14 protein-coding genes are annotated in these 15,708 nt (G+C 71.7%); 12 read left to right on the top strand and 2 right to left on the bottom strand.

The window, feature by feature from the left end; genetic code table 11:
- The first annotated feature begins 93 nt into the window (after positions 1–93).
- Both thrS and ACZ8ZB_RS06330 read left to right on the top strand, forming a co-directional pair.
- Positions 94–2,070 (top strand): threonine--tRNA ligase, encoded by a 1,977-nt coding sequence (thrS, locus tag ACZ8ZB_RS06335; RefSeq protein ID WP_470736727.1) that lies wholly within the window; start codon positions 94–96, stop codon positions 2,068–2,070.
- 83 nt (positions 2,071–2,153) lie between these two features.
- The gene (locus ACZ8ZB_RS06330) at positions 2,154–2,702 is read left to right on the top strand and encodes an HIT family protein (RefSeq protein ID WP_470736726.1); all 549 of its coding nucleotides are present in this window, start codon (positions 2,154–2,156) and stop codon (positions 2,700–2,702) included.
- A 142-nt stretch (positions 2,703–2,844) separates the two neighbouring features.
- On the opposite strand, the gene ACZ8ZB_RS06325 is transcribed toward ACZ8ZB_RS06330, so the two are convergent.
- Together ACZ8ZB_RS06325 and ACZ8ZB_RS06320 are read right to left on the bottom strand one after the other, a co-directional pair.
- Positions 2,845–4,500, bottom strand: a complete 1,656-nt coding sequence (locus tag ACZ8ZB_RS06325) for a hypothetical protein (protein WP_470736725.1) — start codon at positions 4,498–4,500, stop codon at positions 2,845–2,847.
- A 220-nt stretch (positions 4,501–4,720) separates the two neighbouring features.
- On the bottom strand, positions 4,721–6,919 hold the full coding sequence (locus tag ACZ8ZB_RS06320) for an elongation factor G-like protein EF-G2 (RefSeq protein WP_470736724.1): 2,199 nt from the start codon (positions 6,917–6,919) through the stop codon (positions 4,721–4,723).
- 430 nt (positions 6,920–7,349) lie between these two features.
- Between ACZ8ZB_RS06320 and pgsA the strand changes: the two genes are divergently transcribed.
- From pgsA to ruvB, 10 genes are all read left to right on the top strand, one after another.
- Positions 7,350–8,021 carry a phosphatidylinositol phosphate synthase gene (pgsA, locus tag ACZ8ZB_RS06315; RefSeq protein ID WP_470736723.1) on the top strand — a complete coding sequence of 224 codons (672 nt, stop codon included), beginning with the start codon at positions 7,350–7,352 and terminating at the stop codon, positions 8,019–8,021.
- Entirely contained in the window at positions 8,018–8,959 is a 942-nt protein-coding gene (locus ACZ8ZB_RS06310; RefSeq protein WP_470736722.1) for a phosphatidylinositol mannoside acyltransferase, read from the top strand. The genes pgsA and ACZ8ZB_RS06310 overlap by 4 nt, the downstream gene beginning before the upstream one ends.
- Positions 8,956–10,119 carry a glycosyltransferase family 4 protein gene (locus tag ACZ8ZB_RS06305; protein WP_470736721.1) on the top strand — a complete coding sequence of 388 codons (1,164 nt, stop codon included), beginning with the start codon at positions 8,956–8,958 and terminating at the stop codon, positions 10,117–10,119. The genes ACZ8ZB_RS06310 and ACZ8ZB_RS06305 overlap by 4 nt, the downstream gene beginning before the upstream one ends.
- A gap of 58 nt (positions 10,120–10,177) precedes the next feature.
- Positions 10,178–10,720, top strand: a complete 543-nt coding sequence (locus tag ACZ8ZB_RS06300; protein WP_470736720.1) for a LemA family protein — start codon at positions 10,178–10,180, stop codon at positions 10,718–10,720.
- Positions 10,721–10,857: 137 nt separating this feature from the next.
- A complete protein-coding gene (pdxS, locus tag ACZ8ZB_RS06295; RefSeq protein ID WP_470736719.1) occupies positions 10,858–11,769 on the top strand; it encodes a pyridoxal 5'-phosphate synthase lyase subunit PdxS in 912 nt (303 codons plus the stop codon).
- 7 nt (positions 11,770–11,776) lie between these two features.
- On the top strand, positions 11,777–12,385 hold the full coding sequence (gene pdxT, locus ACZ8ZB_RS06290) for a pyridoxal 5'-phosphate synthase glutaminase subunit PdxT (RefSeq protein ID WP_470736718.1): 609 nt from the start codon (positions 11,777–11,779) through the stop codon (positions 12,383–12,385).
- Positions 12,386–12,433: 48 nt separating this feature from the next.
- Complete coding sequence (locus ACZ8ZB_RS06285; protein ID WP_371237189.1) at positions 12,434–13,186, top strand: YebC/PmpR family DNA-binding transcriptional regulator; 753 nt, start codon at positions 12,434–12,436, stop codon at positions 13,184–13,186.
- Positions 13,187–13,294: 108 nt separating this feature from the next.
- A complete protein-coding gene (gene ruvC / locus ACZ8ZB_RS06280; RefSeq protein WP_470736717.1) occupies positions 13,295–13,852 on the top strand; it encodes a crossover junction endodeoxyribonuclease RuvC in 558 nt (185 codons plus the stop codon).
- Positions 13,849–14,454: a Holliday junction branch migration protein RuvA gene (gene ruvA / locus ACZ8ZB_RS06275; protein WP_470736716.1), complete on the top strand. Its 606-nt coding sequence runs from the start codon at positions 13,849–13,851 to the stop codon at positions 14,452–14,454. Before ruvC ends, ruvA begins: the two co-directional genes overlap by 4 nt.
- A gap of 41 nt (positions 14,455–14,495) precedes the next feature.
- Positions 14,496–15,566 carry a Holliday junction branch migration DNA helicase RuvB gene (ruvB, locus tag ACZ8ZB_RS06270; protein ID WP_470736715.1) on the top strand — a complete coding sequence of 357 codons (1,071 nt, stop codon included), beginning with the start codon at positions 14,496–14,498 and terminating at the stop codon, positions 15,564–15,566.
- Positions 15,567–15,708: the final 142 nt, after the last annotated feature.

The following is a 15,708-nucleotide window of genomic DNA, read 5'->3' as shown; positions in this document are numbered from 1 at the left end:
TTTCGCGGTCGGCGGACCCGGGTCGGTACGATCGCACCCATGCGCGCGCTCCGGTACGGCGCCGCGACCACAGCCTTCAGTCAGGAGAGACCGGTGTCAGACGTCCGTGTGATCATCCAACGCGATTCCGAGCGGGAAGAACGCGTGGTGACGACGGGCACCACGGCCGCCGAGCTCTTCGCCGGCGAGCGCTCGGTCATCGCCGCGCGCGTGGCCGGTGAGCTCAAGGACCTCTCCTACGAGGTCGAGGACGGCGAGACCGTCGAGGGCGTGGAGATCTCCTCCGAGGACGGTCTGAACATCCTGCGCCACTCCACCGCGCACGTCATGGCCCAGGCCGTGCAGGAACTGTTCCCCGAGGCCAAGCTGGGTATCGGCCCGCCGGTGCGGGACGGCTTCTACTACGACTTCGACGTGGAGAAGCCGTTCACGCCCGAGGATCTCAAGGCCATCGAGAAGAAGATGCAGGAGATCCAGAAGCGCGGCCAGCGCTTCTCCCGTCGCGTGGTGACCGACGAGGCCGCCCGCGAGGAGCTCGCCGACGAGCCGTACAAGCTGGAGCTGATCGGTCTCAAGGGTTCCGCCTCGCACGACGACGGCGCGGACGTCGAGGTCGGCGCCGGCGAGCTGACGATCTACGACAACCTGGACGCCAAGACCGGTGACCTGTGCTGGAAGGACCTCTGCCGGGGACCCCACCTGCCCACCACCCGGAACATCCCGGCGTTCAAGCTGATGCGCAACGCCGCCGCCTACTGGCGCGGCAGCGAGAAGAACCCCATGCTCCAGCGCATCTACGGCACCGCCTGGCCGTCCAAGGACGAGCTGAAGGCGCACCTGGAGTTCCTCGCCGAGGCCGAGAAGCGCGACCACCGCAAGCTGGGCAGCGAGCTCGACCTGTTCTCCATCCCGGAGCAGATCGGCTCCGGCCTCGCGGTCTTCCACCCCAGGGGCGGCATCATCCGCCGGGTCATGGAGGACTACTCGCGCCGCCGGCACGAGGAGGAGGGCTACGAGTTCGTCTACACCCCGCACGCGACCAAGGGGAAGCTCTTCGAGACCTCGGGCCACCTGGACTGGTACGCCGACGGCATGTACCCGCCCATGCAGCTCGACGAGGGCGTGGACTACTACCTCAAGCCCATGAACTGCCCGATGCACAACCTGATCTTCGACGCGCGCGGCCGGTCGTACCGTGAACTGCCGCTGCGGCTGTTCGAGTTCGGCACCGTGTACCGGTACGAGAAGTCGGGCGTCGTGCACGGCCTGACCCGGGCCCGCGGCTTCACCCAGGACGACGCGCACATCTACTGCACCCGCGAGCAGATGTCCGAGGAGCTCGACAGGACCCTCACCTTCGTCCTGAACCTGCTGCGCGACTACGGTCTGACCGACTTCTACCTGGAGCTGTCCACCAAGGACCCGGAGAAGTTCGTCGGCTCCGACGAGGCCTGGGAAGAGGCCACCGAGACGCTGCGCCAGGTCGCCGAGAAGCAGGGCCTGCCCCTGGTGCCGGACCCGGGCGGCGCCGCCTTCTACGGCCCGAAGATCTCCGTCCAGGCCAAGGACGCCATCGGCCGCACCTGGCAGATGTCGACCATCCAGCTCGACTTCAACCTGCCGGAGCGCTTCGACCTGGAGTACACCGCCGCGGACGGCTCCAAGACCCGCCCGGTCATGATCCACCGCGCGCTGTTCGGCTCGATCGAGCGGTTCTTCGCGGTGCTGCTCGAGCACTACGCGGGCGCGTTCCCGGCATGGCTGGCGCCGGTCCAGGCGATCGGCATCCCGATCGGCGACGCGCACGTCGAGTACCTGGAGAAGTTCGCGGACACGGCCCGCAGGCAGGGGCTGCGCGTCGAGGTCGACTCCTCCTCGGACCGCATGCAGAAGAAGATCCGCAACGCCCAGAAGCAGAAGGTGCCCTTCATGGTCATCGCGGGCGACGAGGACATGGCCAACGGCGCGGTCTCCTTCCGTTACCGCGACGGCTCCCAGGAGAACGGCATCCCCGTCGACGAGGCCGTCGCGAAGATCGCGAAGATCGTCGAGGAGCGGACGCAGGTCTGACCGTACGGACGGTTCCGAGGCCCCCGGGAGCGATCCCGGGGGCCTTTTCCGCGGTCCCTCCGGCGACGCCATATGCTGCACGCATGACGAGTGAGCCGGAGCAGCAGTGGGGAGTGGGCACGCAGGACGCGTTCCAGCGTCTGTGGACGCCCCACCGGATGGCGTACATCCAGGGCGAGAACAAGCCGAGCGGCCCGGGCGCCGACGACGGCTGTCCCTTCTGCTCCCTCCGGGCCAAGTCCGACGAGGACGGGCTGATCCTGCGGCGCGGCGAGCGGGTCTACGCGGTGCTCAACCTCTACCCGTACACGGGCGGCCACCTGATGACCGTGCCGTACCGGCACGTGGCCGACTACACCGACCTCACGGTCCAGGAGACGGCTGAGCTCGCCGAGCTCACCAAGCAGGCGATGACGGCACTGCGGACCGCTTCGGGCGCGCACGGCTTCAACATCGGCATGAACCAGGGCACGGTCGCGGGCGCGGGCATCGCCGCCCACCTGCACCAGCACATCGTCCCGCGCTGGGGCGGCGACACGAACTTCATGCCGGTGGTCGGTCACACGAAGGTGCTGCCGCAGCTCCTGGCGGACACGAGGAAGATGCTCGCGGAGGCGTGGCCGACGGCCTGAGCGTGGAGGCGGGGACCGCGTCGATCAGTCCGTCCGGGGGAGTTCGAGGACGAGGCCCCTTCAGGGCCGACGGGCACGGGGGGGGCGAGCCCCCGGCGCCCGTCACCGCGACGTCACTTGCGGCCGTCCGACCGCCCGGGGCCTACGCGTCGTACACGTCCGCCTTCCGCGGCGAAGCGTCCTGCACCGCCGTGCTGAGGAACGACGACCGCGACCCGAACTTCTCCGTGTCCACCCCGTTCTCCGCCAGCACCTTGATCGCCGCGGAGTGCACCGCCCGCAGCACCGGCGTGGCCGCCCGCAACGCGTCGTCCGCCATGAACCGGTGCCGCCACGGCTTGTCGGCCCACGCGTGCCGCAGACCGAACGGCTCCGGCAGGCTCAGCTTGCCGCCCAGCCAGTACAGCAGCGGCGGATACCAGGTCAGCGGCGCCCGGGCGGCCAGGCGCACCACCTCGTCCGCGTCGACCAGCGGGAGCTTCACCTTCCGGGTCTCCCAGAACCTGATCGACTTCTGGACCTCCTTCTCCTTGGCCGCGGGCCCGCTGGTGAACAGCGAGTGCACCGGCCCCAGCGCGTGCCCGGTCACCTCGATGCGCAGCGTCTCGTGCAGCACGGTCACGGTGATCAGCATGGTGATCACCAGCTGGCCGTCCCACAGCGTCCACTGCACGCCCAGGTAGTGCCGGTCGCCCGCGCCGAACTGCTGCTTGTTGCAGATCTCCTGTATGGCGTGCGACTTGACCTGGTACGCCTCGACGTCCGTGCCCTCGGGCCGGGAGACCGCGTCGGCGTTCTCGCCGATGGGCGTGACGATCCAGTGCCGTACCGACGGCTTGGGGAAGCCTCCGGTGTGCAGCGGCCCGCGCTCCAGCATCCGCAGCCGGTCGTAGACGGCCTTGACGACGTCCCAGCTGCGGAACGGGTTGATCTCCCGGTCCGCGTCGGCGGGCACCAGTTCCTCGGCGAGCTGCCAGCTGCCCCAGCGCGTGCCCATGCCGAGTATGCCCTTGGGCCCCGCGTAGAAGACGGAGTTGGACTGCTGCTCGGCGCTGAGCCGGGCCAGGGACTGGCGCAGCTGCTCGGCCGCCGTCTCACCGGGGCTCGAGGGGACCGCCTCGGGCACCTTGGCGCCGACGCTGCTGCCGGAGAGCAGGCCGCTCCACCGCTCCCGCAGGTCCCTCGCCGTGCGCTCGCAGATCCGCTTGGCCCAGAACCAGCCCACCACCGGGGCGACCACCGAAGCGCGCGCGTACCAGCCCCAGAACCCGTCGAACGGCATGCGGACCAGGAACAGCACGGCGAGGGCGCCCACCGCGACCAGCAGGGTGGTGGCGAGGGCGCCGGCCCGCTTGTCCTCCCGCCTGGCCATCGTCGTACGGATCTGGAAGACCAGCAGCCACACCAGCAGACCGGGCAGGAAGAGCAGCCCGCACAGCACCATGACGGCGCTCAGCCAGTTGTCCCGCTCGCGGCGGATGCGGTGCGCCGCCAGCGCGTGCTCGACCACCACCTGGGGCTGGGCGCCGAAGGACTGGATGAGCGGCGCGCGGCCGGAGCCGAGCATCCGGTCGATGATCGCCCTGGAGAACGCCTCGCCCAGATTCGGCCGGAACAGCTTCATCCTGGGCTTGCTGACGGCCGACTTGTGCCACTCGTTGTTGGCCTTGAGTATCTCCTCGGCCTCGTTGTCCCGATAGGCCGCCGAGGCCAGCGCGAACGTCGGCGTCTGCCCCTCGTCGCCCGTGCGCGGCACCTGCGGACCGAAGAAGTCCGCGTAACCGCTCTCAACGGTCATTCCCGCCCCCTGATCGCCGCGACTGTCGTCTTGCGGCCTTCCCGACTTCCCTGCTGCGCACACCTGTTGATCAGGTATTCAGCGTATCCGTACCCACGGTCGTCCGTCGGTGGACGGCCGAAGCCGTCCGCTGCCGCGGAGTGAAGCATTCCGGAGTCGTCCCGGCGCGAGAGGCGCACGCGGGCGCCCGCCGGTTCTCACCGGGGGCGCCCGGAGCCCGCTAGGAGGCGGCGCGCGCCTCCTCCCTGACCCGCTCCGCCACGTGCGGCGGCATGGGTTCGTGCCGCGCGTACCGGCGGCTGAACCGGGCGGTGCCGTGCGCGAGGGAGCGCAGGTCGACGGCGTACCGGTCGATCTCGATCTCCGGGACCTCGGCCCTGATGAGGGTGCGTCCGCCGGGCGACTGCTCGGTGCCGAGCACCCGGCCGCGCCGGCCGGACAGGTCGCTCATCACGGGGCCGACGTAGTCGTCGCCGACCAGGACGCTCACCTCGGCCACCGGCTCCAGCAGATGGATCCTCGCGTCCGAGGCGGCCTCCCGCAGGGCCAGCGCGCCGGCCGTCTGGAACGCGGCGTCGGAGGAGTCGACCGAGTGCGCCTTGCCGTCCAGCAGGGTCACCCGCACGTCGATGAGCGGATGCCCTGTGGCGACCCCCTTGACGGCCTGCGCCCGCACGCCCTTCTCGACGGAGGGGATGAACTGGCGCGGCACCGCTCCGCCGACCACCTTGTCGACGAACTCGATGCCCGAGCCGTTCGGCAGCGGTTCCACCTCGATCTCGCAGATGGCGAACTGCCCGTGGCCGCCGGACTGTTTGACGTGCCGGCCGCGCCCGGCCGCCTTGCCGCCGAAGGTCTCCCTGAGCGGCACACGATGGGGCACGACGTCGACCTGGACGCCGTAGCGGCTGCGCAGCCGTTCCAGGGCCACGTCCGCGTGCGCCTCGCCCAGGCACCACAGCACCACCTGGTGGGTGTCCTGGTTCTGTTCCAGCCGCATCGTCGGATCCTCGGCCACCAGCCGGGACAGGCCCTGCGAGAGCTTGTCCTCGTCGGGTTTGCTGTGCGCCTGGATGGCCAGCGGCAGCAGCGGGTCGGGCATGTCCCACGGCTCCACGAGGAGCGGGTCGTCCTTGGCGGACAGGGTGTCCCCGGTCTCCGCGCGGCTGAGCTTCGCCACGCACGCGAGGTCGCCCGCGATGACGTGGGGGACGGGCCGCTGCTGTTTGCCGAACGGCGTGGACAGGGCGCCGATCCGTTCGTCGACGTCGTGGTCCTCGTGGCCGCGGTCGGCGAGCCCGTGCCCGGAGACGTGCACGGTCTGGTCGGCGCGCAGGGTGCCGGAGAAGAGCCGGACCAGGGAGAGCCGGCCGACGTACGGGTCGGAGGAGGTCTTCACGACCTCCGCGACCAGCGGGGCGTCCGGGTCGCACGGTTTCAGCTCGCGCGGCCTGCCGTCGAGGGTGGTCACGCTCGGGGCGCCGTGCTCCAGCGGGGTCGGGAAGCCGCCGGTGATCAGGTCCAGCAGTTCCACCGTGCCGAGTCCCTGGCGCGCGCCGTCGGCGGCGGGCGCGGCGGCCAGGACGGGGAAGAACGCCCCGCGCGCGACCGCCCGTTCCAGGTCCCCGATCAGCGTCTCGACGTCGACCTGCTCGCCGCCGAGATAGCGGTCCATGAGGGTCTCGTCCTCGCTCTCGGCGATGATGCCCTCGATGAGCCGGCCGCGGGCCTCCTCGAGCGGCGGCAGCCGGTCCCCGTCGGGCTCGGACTCCTCGCGCTCGCCGGTGGAGTAGTCGAACAGCTTCCGCGACAGCAGGCCGGTCAGACCCGTCACGGGCGCGTGTCCGTCGGGGCCCTCCGGTCCGTGCAGGGGCAGGTACAGCGGCAGCACGGCGTCGGGGTCGTCGCCGCCGAACGTCTCCGCGCAGACGCGGGTCATCTCCCCGAAGTCCGCGCGGGCCGCCTCCAGGTGCGTGACGACGATGGCGCGCGGCATGCCGACCGCCGCGCACTCGTCCCAGACCATGCGGGTCGAACCGTCCACGCCGTCCGAGGCCGAGACGACGAAGAGGGCCGCGTCCGCCGCCCGCAGGCCGGCCCTGAGCTCCCCGACGAAGTCGGCGTATCCGGGGGTGTCCAGCAGGTTGACCTTGATGCCGTCCCATTCGAGGGGCACCAGGGAGAGCTGTACGGAGCGCTGCTGCCGGTGCTCGATGTCGTCGTAGTCGGAGACGGTGCCGCCGTCCTCCACGCGGCCCGCCCGGTTCACCGCCCCCGCGGTCAGCGCGAGAGCCTCCACCAGGGTCGTCTTGCCCGATCCGGAGGGGCCGACCAGCACCACGTTCCGTACGGACGTGGGGTGGTCGGCCGCCCGCGCCCTGCCGGCGGCTCCGGGATGTGTGTGCGCCTTGTCGCCCATGATCCTGCCTCCCGTGCACGGTGAGGTCACTGTGGGCGCGGACCCGCGGAATCCGCGTGCGGTGCGGCTCCGGCGACGCCCGCGGTCCTTCGAGCTTTCCACTCCCGTCACGGCGCGTCCATACGAAGGCCGCGGTCCCGGCGTCCGGCCCCGCTCGCGGAGGCGTTCCGGGGCCGGGGGAGCGAAGCGACGAGGGCGGCCCGCGCGGAGCCGGGCGGCGACGACGCGGCCGGGGCGCCGACCACGCTCCTCGGGCGGCGGGGAAGCACGCGTCGGGCCCCGCGTCCGCGGCACGATCCGCCCGACAGGAGCCCGTCCCCCGTGCGGGCGTACGGGTGCCCCGCCGTCGCCCGCGCGTGCGCGTGGCTACGATTGGGCCCGCCGGGTGGTCAGCAGGGGCCGCGCGGCCCCACCGACCGTCGGGAAGGCCATGCTGAACAAGTACGCGCGTGCATTCTTCACGCGTGTCCTCACACCGTTCGCCGCGTTTCTCATCCGGCGGGGGGTCAGCCCCGACACGGTCACGCTCATCGGCACCGCGGGAGTGGTCGCGGGCGCGCTGGTCTTCTACCCCATGGGCGAGTTCTTCTGGGGCACGATCGTGATCACGCTGTTCGTGTTCTCCGACCTCGTCGACGGCAACATGGCACGCCAGCTGGGCCGCTCCAGCCGCTGGGGCGCCTTCCTGGACTCGACCCTGGACCGGGTCGCCGACGGAGCGATCTTCGGCGGCTTCGCCCTCTGGTACGCCGGGGGCGGCGACGACATCGCCCTGTGCGCGGTGTCGATCTTCTGCCTGGCCAGCGGCCAGGTGGTGTCGTACACCAAGGCGCGCGGCGAGTCGATCGGCCTGCCGGTCGCCGTCAACGGGCTGGTCGAGCGGGCCGAACGGCTGGTGGTCTCGCTGGTCGCGGCCGGTCTGGCGGGCCTGCACGCGTTCGGTGTGCCCGGCATCCAGTACCTGCTGCCGGTCGCCCTGTGGCTCGTCGCCGTCGGCAGCCTGGTCACGCTGGTCCAGCGGGTGGTCACCGTGCGCCGCGAGTCCGCCGAGGCGGAGGCCGCGGAGCGGCAGGAGGCCCAGGGGAGCGAGGCCGCGAAGTGAGCGCCCGGGAGCGGCTGGCCGACGCCCTGTACGGGGCCGGCTGGAGCACCGTCAGGAAGCTCCCCGAGCCCGTCGCCGCCGGTCTCGGCCGGAGCATCGCCGACCTCGCGTGGAAGCGGCGCGGCAAGGGCGTGCTCCGGCTGGAGAGCAACTACGCGCGCGTCGTGCCGGACGCGGGCCCGGAGCGGCTGGCCGAGCTCTCCCGCGCGGGCATGCGGTCGTACCTGCGCTACTGGATGGAGTCCTTCCGGCTGCCCTCCTGGAGCGCCCGGCGCATCGCGGACGGCCTCGACGTCAAGGACCTCCACCACCTGACCGACGGCATGGCGGCCGGCAGGGGCGTCGTGCTCGCGCTGCCGCACCTCGCCAACTGGGACCTCGCCGGCGCCTGGGTCACCACGAGGCTGGGCATACCGTTCACCACGGTCGCCGAGCGGCTGAAGCCCGAGACGCTGTACGACCGTTTCGTCGCCTACCGCGAGGGCCTCGGCATGGAGGTGCTCCCGCACAGCGGCGGCTCCGCCTTCGGTACCCTGGCCCGGCGGCTGCGCGACGGCGGACTGGTCTGCCTGGTCGCCGACCGCGACCTGTCCTCCTCCGGCGTCGAGGTCGACTTCTTCGGCGAGACCGCCCGGATGCCGGCCGGACCCGCCCTGCTCGCCCAGCACACCGGGGCCCGGCTGCTGCCGGTGACCCTCTGGTACGACGACTCGCCGGTGATGCGCGGCCGGGTGCATCCGCCGGTCGAGGTCCCCGCGTCGGGCACGCGCCCCGAGAAGACGTCCGTCATGACACAGGCGCTGGCCGACGCCTTCGCCACGGGGATCGCCGGCCATCCGGAGGACTGGCACATGCTGCAGCGCCTGTGGCTGAGGGACCTCGACCCCGTGCGGGAGCCCGCGACCGCCCCCGAGCAGGACCGGAAGGGAACTCCGTGAGGATCGGCATCGTCTGCCCGTACTCCTGGGACGTGCCGGGAGGCGTCCAGTTCCACATCCGTGACCTGGCCGAGTACTTCATCCGGCTCGGCCACGAGGTGTCCGTCCTCGCCCCGGCCGACGACGACACCCCGCTGCCGCCGTACGTCGTCTCGGCCGGCCGCGCGGTGCCGGTGCCGTACAACGGGTCGGTGGCCCGGCTCAACTTCGGCTTCCTGTCCGCCGCGCGGGTACGGCGCTGGCTGCACGAGGGCGCCTTCGACGTCGTCCACATCCACGAGCCGACCTCGCCCTCGCTCGGCCTGCTGACCTGCTGGGCGGCCGAGGGGCCGATCGTCGCCACCTTCCACACCTCCAACCCGCGATCCCGCGCGATGATCGCCGCGTACGCGATCCTCCAGGCCGCCCTGGAGAAGATCAGCGCGCGGATCGCGGTGAGCGAGTACGCCCGCCGCACCCTCGTCGAGCACCTGGGCGGCGACGCGGTGGTCATCCCCAACGGCGTCGACGTCGACTTCTTCGCCAAGGCCGAACCCCGGCCCGAGTGGCAGGGCGACACCATCGGCTTCATCGGCCGGATCGACGAGCCCCGCAAGGGCCTGCCGGTGCTGATGAAGGCCCTGCCGAAGATCCTCGCCGCCCGGCCGCGGGCGCGGCTGCTGGTCGCCGGGCGCGGCGACGAGGAGGAGGCGGTCGAGTCGCTGCCCCGGGAGCTGCGACCACGCGTGGAGTTCCTCGGCATGATCAGCGACGAGGACAAGGCCCGTTTCCTGCGCAGCGTCGACCTGTACGTGGCGCCCAACACCGGCGGGGAGAGCTTCGGCATCGTCCTGGTCGAGGCGATGTCGGCGGGCGCGCCGGTGCTCGCCTCCGACCTGGACGCGTTCGCCCAGGTCCTCGACCGGGGGGCGGCGGGCGAGCTGTTCGCCAACGAGGACCCGGACGCGCTCGCGCAGGCGGCGGTACGGCTGCTGGAGGACCCGGAACGCCGCGCGGAGCTCCGCGAACGCGGCAGCGCCCACGTCCGCCGCTTCGACTGGTCGACGGTCGGCGCGGACATCCTGTCGGTCTACGAGACGGTGACGGCGGGCGCGGCGGCGGTGGCGACGGACGACCGCGCGACGGGGCTGAGGGCCCGGCTGGGCCTGGCCAGGGACTGAGGGCCGAAGGGACCCGGTGGCGCAGCCCTCGAAGGCGCCCCCGGTAGCCTTGCCGCCCGTGACCGCAACCCTCATCTGGATCCTCGTCGCCCTTGTCGTCATCGGCCTCTACCTGAGCTGGACGGCGGGGCGCCTGGACCGGCTGCACGCCCGGATCGACGCCGCCCGGGCCGCGCTCGACGCCCAGCTGCTGCGCCGTGCCTCCGTGGCCCAGGAACTGGCCACCTCGAGCGTGCTCGACCCCGCCGCGTCGATCGTGCTCTACGAGGCCGCGCACGCCGCGCGGCAGGCGGTCGAGGAGCAGCGCGAGGTCGCGGAGAGCGAGCTCAGCCAGGCACTGCGCGCGGTGTTCGGCGACGCGCAGCAGGTGGACGCGGTCAGGGAGGCGCCCGGGGGAGAGGAGGCGGCCCTGGAGCTCGCCGAGGCGGTGCGCAGGGTGCCGATGGCCCGCCGCTTCCACAACGACGCCGTACGGGCGGCACGGGCGCTGCGACGGCACCGCAAGGTGCGCTGGTTCCGGCTGGCCGGACACGCGCCCTTCCCGATGGCCTTCGAGATGGACGACGAGCCGCCGGCCGCGCTGATCGAGCGGGCCGCGTAACGCCCCGGGCCGCTCCGCACGGGGGAGCGCTTCGCCCGAAAACGATCCACCGGCTTCTCATTGGCCCTTGCTGTGGACTGCTCCGTTCACGTTTCCTCGGTGCTGCAGAAATCCCCTCCCCCTCAGCGAGGTCATTCGTGTCCAGCACGCTCTCCGAAAACCAGGGTCCCGAGACCGGTACCGCCCGCGTGAAGCGCGGCATGGCCGAACAGCTCAAGGGCGGCGTGATCATGGACGTCGTCACGCCGGAGCAGGCCAGGATCGCCGAGGACGCGGGCGCCGTCGCCGTCATGGCCCTGGAACGGGTCCCGGCCGACATCCGCAAGGACGGCGGCGTGGCCCGAATGTCCGACCCGGACATGATCGAGGGCATCATCGACGCGGTCTCCATCCCCGTGATGGCCAAGTCCCGCATCGGCCACTTCGTCGAGGCCCAGGTGCTGCAGTCCCTCGGCGTCGACTACATCGACGAGTCCGAGGTCCTCACCCCGGCCGACGAGGTCAACCACTCCGACAAGTGGGCCTTCACCACCCCGTTCGTCTGCGGCGCCACCAACCTGGGCGAGGCCCTGCGCCGGATCGCCGAGGGCGCCGCCATGATCCGCTCCAAGGGCGAGGCCGGCACCGGCAACGTGGTCGAGGCCGTGCGCCACCTGCGCCAGATCAAGAACGAGATCGCCCGCCTGCGCGGCTACGACAACAACGAGCTGTACGCCGCCGCCAAGGAGCTGCGCGCCCCGTACGAGCTGGTCAAGGAGGTCGCCGGGCTGGGCAGGCTCCCCGTGGTCCTCTTCTCCGCCGGCGGCGTGGCCACCCCGGCCGACGCGGCGCTGATGCGCCAGCTCGGCGCCGAGGGCGTCTTCGTCGGCTCCGGCATCTTCAAGTCCGGCGACCCGGCCAAGCGCGCCGCCGCCATCGTCAAGGCGACCACCTTCTACGACGACCCGAAGATCATCGCGGACGCGTCCCGCAACCTCGGCGAGGCCATGGTCGGCATCGACTGCGACACCCTCCCCGAAACCGAGCGCTACGCCAACCGCGGCTGGTGACCCACCCGTGACCGAAGCACCTGTCATAGGCGTCCTGGCCCTCCAGGGCGACGTACGGGAGCACCTCACAGCCCTGGCCGCGGTCGGCGCCGTGGCCGGGCAGGTCAGGCGGCCCGAGGAGCTCGCCGAGGTCGACGGTCTGGTCGTCCCGGGCGGGGAGTCCACCACGATCTCCAAACTGGCCGTGCTCTTCGGCCTGATGGAGCCGTTGCGCGCACGCGTCCGCGATGGCATGCCCGTCTACGGCACCTGCGCGGGCATGATCATGCTGGCCGACAAGATCCTCGACCCGCGCTCGGGCCAGGAGACCGTCGGCGGCATCGACATGATCGTGCGCCGCAACGCCTTCGGACGGCAGAACGAGTCCTTCGAGGCCGCGGTCGACGTCGAGGGCGTCGAGGGCGGTCCCGTGGAGGGCGTCTTCATCCGTGCCCCCTGGGTGGAGTCCGTCGGCGCCGGGACCGAGGTGCTCGCGGAGCACGGCGGCCACATCGTCGCCGTCCGCCAGGGCAACGCGCTGGCCACGTCGTTCCACCCGGAACTGACCGGCGATCACCGTGTGCACGGCCTTTTCGCCGACATGGTGCGCGCGTGCCGGGCACCCGGATCCTTGTAGGATTCCTGCGTTCGTTGCAGAGATGGGTTACGCGAAGGAGACAGGCAGATGTCCGGCCACTCTAAATGGGCCACGACGAAGCACAAGAAGGCCGTGATCGATGCCAAGCGCGGCAAGCTCTTCGCGAAGCTGATCAAGAACATCGAGGTCGCCGCGCGTATGGGCGGCGTCGACCTGGACGGCAACCCCACGCTCTACGACGCCGTCCAGAAGGCCAAGAAGCAGTCGGTGCCGAACAAGAACATCGACTCCGCCATCAAGCGCGGTGGCGGTCTCGAGGCCGGCGGCGCCGACTACGAGACGATCATGTACGAGGGCTACGGTCCGAACGGCGTCGCGGTGCTCATCGAGTGCCTCACCGACAACCGCAACCGTGCCGCCTCGGACGTGCGCGTCGCCATGACCCGCAACGGCGGCTCCATGGCCGACCCGGGGTCGGTGTCCTACCTGTTCAACCGCAAGGGCGTGGTGATCGTCCCCAAGGGCGAGCTGACCGAGGACGACGTCCTCGCCGCCGTCCTGGACGCGGGTGCCGAGGAGGTCAACGACCTCGGCGAGAACTTCGAGGTGCTCAGCGAGGCCACCGACCTGGTCGCCGTGCGCACCGCCCTGCAGGACGCCGGGATCGACTACGACTCCGCCGAGGCCAACTTCGTCCCGACCATGCAGGTCGAGCTGGACGAGGAGGGCGCCAAGAAGATCTTCAAGCTCATCGACGCGCTGGAGGACAGCGACGACGTGCAGAACGTCTTCGCCAACTTCGACGTGAGCGACGAGATCATGGAGAAGGTCGACGCGTAACGCGTCCACTGCTCAGCGGGCCGGCGGGACGCTTCCGTCGGCCCGCCGCTTTGTCAGTGGTACCCGATAGCCTGCACGAACAGGTGATCGAGGGAAAGAGGGCGGCGCGTGCGCGTACTGGGGGTGGACCCGGGGCTGACCCGGTGCGGTGTCGGCGTCGTCGAGGGCGTCGCGGGCAGACCGCTCACCATGCTCGGCGTGGGAGTCGTCCGCACACCGGCCGACGCCGACCTCGGCCACCGCCTCGTCGCCGTCGAGCAGGGCCTCGAACAGTGGCTGGACGAGTACCGGCCCGAGTGCGTCGCCGTGGAGCGCGTCTTCAGCCAGCACAACGTGCGTACGGTGATGGGCACCGCCCAGGCCAGCGCCGTCGCCATCCTGTGCGCCTCCCGTCGCGGCCTCCCCGTCGCCCTGCACACACCCAGTGAGGTCAAGGCCGCCGTCACCGGCTCGGGCCGCGCGGACAAGGCCCAGATCGGCGCCATGGTCACCCGCCTGCTGCGGCTGGACGCGCCGCCGAAGCCCGCGGACGCCGCCGACGCCCTCGCGCTCGCCATCTGCCACATCTGGCGCGCCCCCGCGCAGAACCGGCTCCAGCAGGCCGTCGCCCGGCACACCTCGAAAGCCTCCCGCGCCCCGCACACATCGAAAGGCCTTACGGCATGATCGCCTTCGTCAGCGGCACGGTCGCCGCCCTCGCTCCCGACACCGCGGTGGTCGAGGTCGGCGGGGTCGGTATGGCCGTCCAGTGCACGCCGAACACGCTCTCCACGCTCCGCGTCGGACAGCCCGCGAAACTCGCCACCTCCCTCGTCGTCCGCGAGGACTCGCTGACCCTGTACGGCTTCGCCGACGACGACGAGCGCCAGATCTTCGTGCTGCTCCAGACCGCCAGCGGCGTCGGCCCCCGGCTGGCCCAGGCGATGCTCGCCGTGCACACCCCCGACGCCCTGCGCAGAGCCGTCTCCACCGGGGACGAGAAGGCGCTGACCGCCGTCCCCGGCATCGGGAAGAAGGGCGCGCAGAAGCTGCTCCTGGAGCTGAAGGACCGCCTCGGCGAGCCGCTCGGCGCCCCCGCCGCCGGCGCACCGGTCACCAGCGGCTGGCGCGACCAGCTGCACGCGGCCCTGATCGGCCTCGGGTACGCGACCCGCGAGGCCGACGAGGCCGTGTCCGCCGTGGCCCCCCAGGTGGAGGCCGCCGAGGGCACCCCGCAGGTGGGGCAGCTGCTGAAGGCGGCCCTGCAGACGCTGAACCGCGCCCGATAGCCCCGCCCCCTGGCCCGTACGAAGAGCTGAGGCACACGCACATGAACTGGGACGACACCTCCGACACCCCCGCCGAGGAGCGGCTCGTCGGTGCGTCCGCCGACCGCGAGGACCAAGCCGTCGAGGCCGCCCTGCGCCCCAAGGACCTGGGCGAGTTCATCGGCCAGGAGAAGGTCCGCGAGCAGCTCGACCTCGTGCTGCGCGCCGCACGCGCGCGCGGGGCCACCGCCGACCACGTGCTGCTCTCCGGGGCCCCCGGCCTCGGCAAGACCACCCTCTCGATGATCATCGCCGCCGAGATGGAAGCCCCCATCCGCATCACCTCGGGTCCCGCCATCCAGCACGCCGGCGACCTGGCGGCGATCCTCTCCTCCCTCCAGGAGGGCGAGATCCTCTTCCTCGACGAGATCCACCGCATGTCCCGGCCCGCCGAGGAGATGCTCTACATGGCGATGGAGGACTTCCGCGTCGACGTGATCGTCGGCAAGGGCCCCGGCGCCACCGCCATCCCCCTCGAACTGCCCCCCTTCACCCTGGTCGGCGCCACCACCCGGGCCGGCCTGCTGCCGCCCCCGCTGCGCGACCGCTTCGGCTTCACCGCGCACATGGAGTTCTACGAGCCGGCCGAGCTGGAGCGGGTCGTCCACCGCTCGGCGAGCCTCCTCGACGTGGAGATCGACCCGCGGGGCGCCGCGGAGATCGCCGGCCGCTCCCGCGGCACGCCCCGCATCGCCAACCGTCTCCTGCGCCGCGTCCGGGACTACGCGCAGGTCAAGGCCGACGGGCTGATCACCCAGGACATCGCCGCGGCGGCCCTCGCCGTCTACGAGGTCGACTCCCGGGGCCTCGACCGGCTGGACCGGGCCGTCCTCGAGGCCCTGCTCAAGCTGTTCGGCGGCGGGCCGGTCGGTCTGTCCACGCTGTCCGTCGCGGTCGGGGAGGAACGTGAGACCGTGGAAGAGGTGGCCGAACCCTTCCTCGTGCGGGAGGGGCTGCTCGCCCGCACCCCACGCGGGAGGGTGGCCACCCCGGCGGCATGGGCGCATCTCGGCCTCACGCCGCCCCGCTCACAGGCCTCCGGAAACGGACAAGGGGACCTGTTCGGGGCGTGACGGCGAGGACGCGGGCCCAGGCAGGAACCCCGGTGCGATGCCGAGCGTTGTTCCCTGCGCGCGGACTCGCTTAGACTCCGCCGATGCCACCCTTGTCGGCGGCAGTACATACCCCCAACCATCAGGCCGTTCACCATCGCGG

This window comes from Streptomyces sp. 12E, from assembly GCF_055633275.1.
Note: the sequence above shows the minus strand (reverse complement) of the source record. Positions and strands in the feature narration are given on the sequence as shown.